The sequence below is a fragment of the Escherichia sp. XD33 genome (assembly GCF_019375075.1).
Lineage (GTDB): Bacteria > Pseudomonadota > Gammaproteobacteria > Enterobacterales > Enterobacteriaceae > Enterobacter > Enterobacter flexneri_A.
The window spans coordinates 55215-62950 of sequence record NZ_JAENDM010000024.1 but is presented as its reverse complement, the minus strand read 5'-3'; the positions used below and the strand labels follow the sequence as shown (position 1 = coordinate 62950).

Genomic DNA, 7736 nt, shown 5'->3' with positions numbered 1-7736 from the left:
TGCCGTTACGCACCACCCCGTCAGTAGCTGAACAGGAGGGACAGCTGATAGAAACAGAAGCCACTGGAGCACCTCAAAAACACCATCATACACTAAATCAGTAAGTTGGCAGCATCACCGAAAGGGCTGAAGAAATTATGCGTGGCAGTCTCCTTTCGGTCAATAATAGCAGAACAAAAGAAAGAGCCAGAAATGACGGTCAGATATTATATCAGTTCTGCTGATTTAACCGCAGAGAAGTTCGCCACAGCAATCCGAAACCACTGGCACGTGGAGAATAAGCTGCACAGGCGTCTGGACGTGGTAATGAATGAAGACGACTACAAAATAAGAAGAGGAAACGCAGCAGAATTATTTTCAGGGATACGGCACATTGCTATTAATATTTTGACGAATGAGAAGGTATTCAAGGCAGGGTTAAAACGTAAGATGCGAAAAGCAGCCATGGACAGAAACTACCTGGCGTCAGTCCTTGCGGGGAGCGGGCTTTCGTAGTAATACCCCGACTCTCCCCGTCCTTAAACACAACCCCCACTCACCACAACCTAAACTCATCCGCATCCTGCCATGCCGGAAACTTTTCTCTATATTCCCGCAATGCTGCCATCGACAGCTCCGCATCAATGCGCGTTGCCTGATGCGCGTCGGCAGTAGCGATAATCTCTCCTTGCGGATTAATCACCCGGCTGTCACCGCGATAATGGCAGCCGTTGCCATCGCTGCCGACGCGATTGCATCCCGCCACATACGCCTGATTCTCAATCGCGCGGGCCGTCAGCAATGCCTGCCAGTGCAGAGAGCGCGGAGCAGGCCAGTTGGCGACGTACAGGGCGAGGTCATAATCGTTGAGATTGCGCGACCACACAGGAAAACGTAAGTCGTAGCACACCAGCGGCAAAATACGCCAGCCGCGCCATTCCACAATCACTCGCGCATTGCCCGCTTTATAATGTAGATGCTCATCTGCCATGCGGAACAGATGACGCTTATCATAAAAATGTACCGTGCCGCCCGGCTCAACCAGCAAAAAGCGGTTAACCGAACCAGACTCCGTTTGTAATGCAACACTGCCTGCAATCAGCGCATTGCACTGCTGCGCCTTAGCTGTCATCCAGTTCACTACGTCATCTTGTGCTAGCGACGAAGCTGCCGCTTCCATGGCAAAGCCGCTGGTAAACATCTCCGGTAGAACGATCACATCGCGCCCGGTAATACCTTCCAGTTGACGATCAAAATGACGCAGGTTGGCAGGACCATCCATCCACACCAGTGGTTGCTGCAAAAGCGTAATCTTCAAACCAGGCACGGTGTACAACTCCTTTATGCGAAGGGTTTTATAACTTTAACACCTTATCAGGCAGTTGCCTTAGCGCAGAATAAATTGATAACAAATGCTGATATTGGAAATATCTGATTTGCAAATTATCGTGTTATCGCCAGGCTTTAGGAGGTTAATAACATGGGCAGGATAAGCTCGGGAGGAATGATGTTTAAGGCAATAACGACAGTCGCCGCTCTGGTCATCGCCACCAGTGCAATGGCGCAGGATGATTTAACCATTAGCAGCCTTGCAAAGGGCGAAACCACCAAAGCTGCATTTAATCAGATGGTACAAGGGCATAAGCTGCCTGCCTGGGTGATGAAAGGCGGTACTTATACTCCCGCACAAACCGTAACGTTGGGAGATGAGACGTATCAGGTGATGAGCGCGTGCAAACCGCATGACTGTGGCTCGCAACGTATCGCTGTGATGTGGTCCGAGAAATCTAATCAGATGACGGGGCTGTTCTCGACTATTGATGAGAAAACGTCGCAAGAGAAACTCACCTGGCTGAATGTGAACGATGCGCTTTCGATTGATGGTAAAACGGTGTTGTTCGCGGCGTTGACCGGCAGCCTGGAAAACCATCCGGATGGCTTTAATTTTAAATAATTAGCGGATAAAGAAACGGAGCCTTTCGGCTCCGTTATTCATTTACGCGGCTTCAACTTTCCGCACTTTCTCCGGCAACTTTACCGGCTTCGTCGCCAGCTCTTCCGGATCAAAGTCATCAACGTTAATACTGCGCAGACGGCTTTCTTCAGCTTTCACCAGAATAGCGGCTTCATCTTTATCAATCAGCCCCTTCACCAGCGCGTTGTGCGCCAGTTCATCCAGACGGGTAAACGGCAGGTTTTTACCCAGCTCTTTACAGATCCGCTGATGAATTGGGTCGGCGGCAATCACATCCACCAGCGCCTCTTCCAGCAAGCCAACCGGATTATGCTCGCTCGGCGTCAGGTACTGACCGCGACCAATGCGGGAACGGGTGGCGTTCGGCACTTGTAAAATCTTCGCCACTTTATGATCCAGCTTGTCAGAAGGTGCCAGATAATGACGTCCGGTCGGGAAGATCACCACATTCAGCAGCCCGGCAACCACGCGGTTCGGGAAGTTTTGCAGTAAATCATCCATCGCCTGTTCAGCCTGATACAGCGCATCTTGTACGCCCCAGTGCACCAGCGGCAGGTCGGCTTCATTACGGCCTTCGTCGTCATAACGCTTCAGCACGGCAGAGGCGAGGTAGAGCTGGCTTAAAATATCCCCCAGACGGGCCGAGATGCGCTCGCGACGTTTCAGGCTGCCGCCCAGCACTGCCATCGAGACATCAGAAAGCAGGGCGAGGTTGGCGCTCAGGCGGTTCAGGTGCTGATAGTAGCGTTTAGTGGCATCGCCGGTTGGCGTGCTGCTGGTTAAACCGCGCGTCAGGCCCAGCCAGAAGCTGCGAACTTTGTTGCTACCGACGTGACCGATATGTTTGAACAACAGTTTATCGAACGCGTTGACGTCATTGTTCTTCGCCGCTTCCATCTCTTCCAGCACGTACGGATGGCAACGAATCGCTCCTTGTCCGAAGATCATCATGCTGCGGGTCAGAATGTTAGCCCCTTCAACGGTGATGGCAATCGGTGCGCCCTGGTAAGCACGCGCCAGGAAGTTGCTTTGCCCGAGCATAATGCCTTTACCGCCGGTAATATCCATCGCATCAATAATCGACTGCTGCCCGCGGTGGGTACAGTGATACTTAACGATAGCCGACAGCACGGCAGGTTTTTCGCCGAGCATAATGCCGTAGGTAATCAGCGATGCCGCAGCATCCATCACGTAGGCATTACCGGCAATACGCGCCAGCGGCTCTTCAATCCCTTCCATCTTACCAATAGAGATTTTGAACTGACGGCGAATGTGAGCATACGCGCCGGTTGCCAGCGCTACCGATTTCACGCCGCCGGTTGAGTTGGAAGGCAGGGTGATGCCGCGGCCTACCGAGAGGCACTCCACCAGCATCCGCCAGCCTTGCCCGGCCATTTTCGGCCCGCCGATGATGTAATCGATCGGCACGAAGACATCTTTACCGCGCGTCGGTCCGTTCTGGAACGGTACGTTCAGCGGGAAGTGGCGACGACCAATTTCCACGCCCGGCGTGGTGGTTGGGATCAGCGCACAGGTAATGCCTAAATCTTCTGCACCGCCGAGTAATTTTTCCGGGTCGGAGAGTTTAAACGCCAGCCCAAGCACGGTCGCAATCGGTGCCAGCGTAATGTAGCGTTTGTTCCAGGTCAGACGCATCCCCAGCACCTGCTGGCCCTGCCATTCGCCCATGCAGACAATCCCGGTGTCCGGAATCGCGCCCGCATCGGAACCCGCTTCCGGGCTGGTCAGTGCAAAGCAGGGGATCTCCTGACCACGCGCCAGACGCGGCAGATAGTGATCCTTCTGCTCGTCAGTGCCGTAATGTTGCAACAGTTCGCCCGGGCCTAATGAGTTTGGCACGCCGACGGTAATCGCCAGGATCCCGCTCACGCCGGAGAGTTTTTGCAGCACGCGAGACTGGGCATAAGCCGAGAACTCCAGCCCGCCGTACTCTTTTTTGATGATCATCGCGAAGAAACGATGCTCTTTAAGGTACGCCCACAACTCCGGCGGCAGATCCGCCAGCTCATGGGTGATCTGGAAATCATTCGCCATCCGGCAGGCTTCTTCTACCGGGCCGTCGAGAAACGCTTGCTCTTCGGCGGTCAGGCGCGGCTGCGGATAGTTATGCAGCTTTTTCCAGTCCGGCTTGCCCTGGAACAAGTCGCCCTCCCACCAGGTGGTGCCCGCATCAATCGCTTCTTTCTCAGTGCGCGACATCGGCGGCATCACCTTACGGAAACCGCGAAATACCGGCGCGGAAATCATCGACTTACGCATAGGCGCAAAGTTAAATGGCACGAGGATAATGGCCAGAGGCACCAGTACCCACGCCGACCACAGACCAGCAACGCCGAGGGCGGCTGTCCAGGCGAGCAAAATCAGACTGCTGATAAATAAGCTCACGCGGTGATAGAACAACGCGCCGAGCAGGACAACCGTAGCGAGAATACTCAAAATCATCATAACGAAAAGCCCCTTACTTGTAGGAGGTCTGACCACTTGTGATGATATGGTTGTAGTGGATGTAAAAACATTTAGCAATATGTTTACAATATAATTACAACAAAGCTCACATTGTTGCTGTTTTTATCCGCACTTCAGGTCAAAAAGTCCTGGTCATAGCACCTGCCCGTACTTCTCGCTTTTGGCGGTATCCGGTACACTGCATTTTGTCTATTACATTTATGCTGAAGGATATCCTCATGTACCAGGATCTTATTCGTAACGAACTGAACGAAGCGGCGGAAACGCTGGCTAACTTTTTAAAAGATGACGCCAATATTCACGCCATTCAGCGCGCGGCGGTCCTGTTAGCAGACAGCTTTAAAGCCGGTGGCAAAGTGCTTTCCTGCGGCAACGGCGGTTCCCATTGCGACGCTATGCACTTTGCCGAAGAGTTGACCGGTCGCTACCGTGAAAACCGTCCGGGCTACCCGGCGATTGCTATTTCTGACGTTAGTCATATTTCCTGCGTCGGTAATGATTTCGGTTTCAATGATATTTTCTCCCGCTACGTTGAAGCGGTAGGTCGCGAAGGCGATGTACTGCTGGGGATCTCCACCTCCGGTAACTCTGCAAACGTGATCAAAGCGATCGCAGCGGCGCGTGAGAAGGGAATGAAAGTGATCACCCTGACCGGTAAAGACGGCGGCAAAATGGCTGGCACGGCGGATATCGAAATTCGCGTACCGCACTTTGGTTATGCCGACCGCATTCAGGAGATTCACATTAAAGTGATCCATATCCTGATCCAGTTGATTGAAAAAGAGATGGTTAAGTAAGTCTGGCGTAGGCCGGATAAGACGTTTACGCCGCATCCGGCATTTGTGCGCTGATGCCTGATGCGACGCTGACGCGTCTTATCATGCCTACAAATCTGTACGCGAACCGTAGGCCGAATAATGCGTTCACGCCGCATCCGACCTGAAAATTCTTAAATCAATCTTCGCCGGGGGCCATGCGCTCCCGCTGTTGTGGAGGTTACCCATGTGCGAATTGCTCGGGATGAGCGCCAACGTCCCTACCGATATCTGCTTTAGTTTCACCGGGCTTGTACAGCGTGGTGGTGGAACCGGGCCACATAAAGATGGCTGGGGCATTACCTTTTACGAAGGTAAAGGCTGTCGCACATTTAAAGATCCACAACCCAGCTTTAATTCCCCCATCGCCAAACTTGTCCAGGACTACCCGATAAAATCCTGTTCGGTGGTGGCTCATATTCGCCAGGCTAATCGGGGCGAGGTGGCGCTGGAAAATACTCACCCATTTACCCGCGAGTTATGGGGGCGTAACTGGACTTATGCCCATAACGGACAACTGACGGGCTACAAATCACTGGAAACCGGCAACTTCCGCCCGGTAGGCGAAACCGACAGCGAAAAAGCCTTCTGCTGGCTCCTGCATAAATTAACGCAGCGTTACCCGCGCACACCGGGCAACATGGCGGCGGTATTTAAATATATCGCCTCACTGGCGGATGAACTGCGGCAGAAGGGCGTTTTCAACATGCTGCTTTCGGACGGGCGCTATGTAATGGCGTATTGCTCGACTAATTTACACTGGATCACCCGCCGCGCGCCGTTTGGCGTGGCAACGTTGCTGGATCAGGATGTGGAAATCGACTTCAGCTCGCAGACCACACCGAATGATGTGGTCACGGTGATTGCAACACAGCCGCTGACGGGCAATGAAACCTGGCAAAAGATTATGCCAGGCGAATGGCGCTTATTTTGCCTCGGGGAGCGTGTAGTTTGATGCCAGTTGTGGCTGCACAACTTCGTGGCTTAACGGCTTGCTGACCACGTAACGACCATTGACCACAGAAACGGTTGGTGGCTTACGGGTTTGCTCAAAGTAGTCGTAACCCGGCTTCAGTTGCTCCCAGAAGTCCTTAAAGTTGGAATATTTATGGCGCTTCATATTGGCGTCGGTCATGCGGAACGGGTAAATACTCACTTGCACGCTCGGCTGACCAAACACCAGCGCACCAGTAACGAACTGGAATATCTCATCAATACCCTGATTGGTCATTGCGTAGCAGCCGATGGAAACACAATCGCCGTGGATCATCAGGTATTTCCCTTCATAACCATGCGCACGGTCATAGGCATTGGGGAAACCAATATTAATCGCTTTGTAGTAACGGCTGTCTGGTTTTAACTGATTACGCTGGACGCTATAAAACCCTTCCGGGCTTTTGAAATCGCCCTGACGCTGTTTTGGCCCTAAGCCGCCGGAATATTTACAGATTTTATAGCTGTCGAGCAGTTGATATTGCTCGCCCATTTTGACGTAGAGATCGAGCGTACGTTCTTCCTTGAAGATCTGGATGTAGACAGGGGATCCCATCAACTGCTGCTTATACTCTTTGCTCACTGGCGTGGTCGAGCTACTGCTGCCCAGCAAACCGGCAAACGAAACGCACGGGATCAACAACATCGCAAGAATTAATGCGATTTTACGCATACTGCTTATTCCTTGATAAAACGGTTACACACGCCAGGACGGCAAAATGAATCCCAAATCGGAATAGTCTGGATTTGGAAGGCTCACATTATCACCAAAAGAGTTTTACGCAAGCCTGTCGGCGCAGGGTTTACAAATTTCATCGGAAGCGGGCTTTACCCAAAGAGCGCCGCGTGAGTTCCAGTTCTCTCAAATCGTAAAAGTTTATCGGTAAGTTTGTAAATCAGGAGCCAGTCCGGTTCGACATGAGCATCGCGATAACCTTTCCATGAACCTTGCAGCGGGTGGTCTTAATAAACAGCTGGAAGCGGTAAAGTAAGAAGCGTCATAAGATATTTCAATTTATTCATATCATTATGACGCTTTTGTGCAAGTTTTACATCCTTTGAAAATTGTCCCGAGTATTCAATATCCCTTTGAATCATATTTAAATTCCTAATTTATCAAATAAATCATCGGCGTCTTTGGCCTTATGAACATCAACGCCAGCTTCGCTGTTTTTAATTGATTGAATGGTTAATTGATTAGGCTCGCGTAAATCGAACGGCAATGCCTTTTCACGCGCGACCTTTGTGAGGGTTATGCGAACCAGGTCAGAGATGGTCAGCCCCATCCCGGCCAGTACGTCCGCCGCCTGATTCTTCAGATCTTCATCGATTCGGGCGCGAACAAACGCGTTAGCAGCCATTGGGGTATCTCCTGTGCTGTATATTTATACAGCTTGAATTGTAGCTCAAATGAGCAACAGCGACAATCCATGAGTAATTTAAGAAACGGATGTTTTTACATAATAAACTGAAATATATTTATTAAT

8 protein-coding genes and 2 pseudogenes are annotated in these 7736 nt (G+C 51.5%); 4 read left to right on the top strand and 6 right to left on the bottom strand.

Annotated features, from left to right (window positions below; translation table 11 throughout):
- On the bottom strand, window positions 1–64 hold a 64-nt coding region (locus tag K0778_RS15280), incomplete at its 3' end, for an IS1 family transposase (RefSeq protein WP_001676991.1).
- Between the two features lie 56 nt (window positions 65–120).
- Here K0778_RS15280 and K0778_RS15275 point away from each other — a divergent pair.
- A pseudogene (locus tag K0778_RS15275) lies at window positions 121–495 on the top strand (ISAs1 family transposase); the annotation flags it as partial.
- 40 nt (window positions 496–535) lie between these two features.
- Here K0778_RS15275 and yafV read toward each other — a convergent pair.
- Window positions 536–1306, bottom strand: a complete 771-nt coding sequence (yafV, locus tag K0778_RS15270; protein WP_001118036.1) for a 2-oxoglutaramate amidase — start codon at window positions 1304–1306, stop codon at window positions 536–538.
- A 180-nt stretch (window positions 1307–1486) separates the two neighbouring features.
- Between yafV and ivy the strand changes: the two genes are divergently transcribed.
- Window positions 1487–1933, top strand: a complete 447-nt coding sequence (gene ivy / locus K0778_RS15265; protein WP_001308392.1) for an Ivy family C-type lysozyme inhibitor — start codon at window positions 1487–1489, stop codon at window positions 1931–1933.
- A gap of 42 nt (window positions 1934–1975) precedes the next feature.
- On the opposite strand, the gene fadE is transcribed toward ivy, so the two are convergent.
- Window positions 1976–4420 (bottom strand): acyl-CoA dehydrogenase FadE, encoded by a 2445-nt coding sequence (gene fadE, locus K0778_RS15260; RefSeq protein WP_000973083.1) that lies wholly within the window; start codon window positions 4418–4420, stop codon window positions 1976–1978.
- A gap of 239 nt (window positions 4421–4659) precedes the next feature.
- Between fadE and lpcA the strand changes: the two genes are divergently transcribed.
- Window positions 4660–5238, top strand: coding sequence for a D-sedoheptulose 7-phosphate isomerase (lpcA, locus tag K0778_RS15255; RefSeq protein WP_000284050.1), 579 nt, complete (start codon window positions 4660–4662; stop codon window positions 5236–5238).
- Between the two features lie 205 nt (window positions 5239–5443).
- Window positions 5444–6211 (top strand): class II glutamine amidotransferase, encoded by a 768-nt coding sequence (locus tag K0778_RS15250; RefSeq protein WP_000333380.1) that lies wholly within the window; start codon window positions 5444–5446, stop codon window positions 6209–6211.
- Here the strand turns inward: K0778_RS15250 and dpaA are convergent.
- From dpaA to dinJ, 3 genes and pseudogenes are all read right to left on the bottom strand, one after another.
- Window positions 6182–6922 (bottom strand): peptidoglycan meso-diaminopimelic acid protein amidase, encoded by a 741-nt coding sequence (gene dpaA, locus K0778_RS15245; protein ID WP_001225679.1) that lies wholly within the window; start codon window positions 6920–6922, stop codon window positions 6182–6184. The two genes, K0778_RS15250 and dpaA, sit on opposite strands and share 30 nt — an antisense overlap.
- 155 nt (window positions 6923–7077) lie before the next feature.
- A pseudogene (locus K0778_RS15240) lies at window positions 7078–7347 on the bottom strand (type II toxin-antitoxin system YafQ family toxin).
- Window positions 7348–7349: 2 nt separating this feature from the next.
- Window positions 7350–7610: a type II toxin-antitoxin system antitoxin DinJ gene (dinJ, locus tag K0778_RS15235; RefSeq protein ID WP_000729704.1), complete on the bottom strand. Its 261-nt coding sequence runs from the start codon at window positions 7608–7610 to the stop codon at window positions 7350–7352.
- Window positions 7611–7736 lie beyond the last annotated feature (126 nt).

Excerpts from the sequence above, each read along its gene's own strand:
- ivy (WP_001308392.1), top strand. The coding sequence starts at position 1,487 with ATGTTTAAGGCAATAACGACAGTCGCCGCTCTGGTCATCGCCACCAGT.
- fadE (WP_000973083.1), bottom strand. The coding sequence starts at position 4,420 with ATGATGATTTTGAGTATTCTCGCTACGGTTGTCCTGCTCGGCGCGTTG.
- lpcA (WP_000284050.1), top strand. The coding sequence starts at position 4,660 with ATGTACCAGGATCTTATTCGTAACGAACTGAACGAAGCGGCGGAAACG.
- K0778_RS15250 (WP_000333380.1), top strand. The coding sequence starts at position 5,444 with ATGTGCGAATTGCTCGGGATGAGCGCCAACGTCCCTACCGATATCTGC.
- dpaA (WP_001225679.1), bottom strand. The coding sequence starts at position 6,922 with ATGCGTAAAATCGCATTAATTCTTGCGATGTTGTTGATCCCGTGCGTT.
- dinJ (WP_000729704.1), bottom strand. The coding sequence starts at position 7,610 with ATGGCTGCTAACGCGTTTGTTCGCGCCCGAATCGATGAAGATCTGAAG.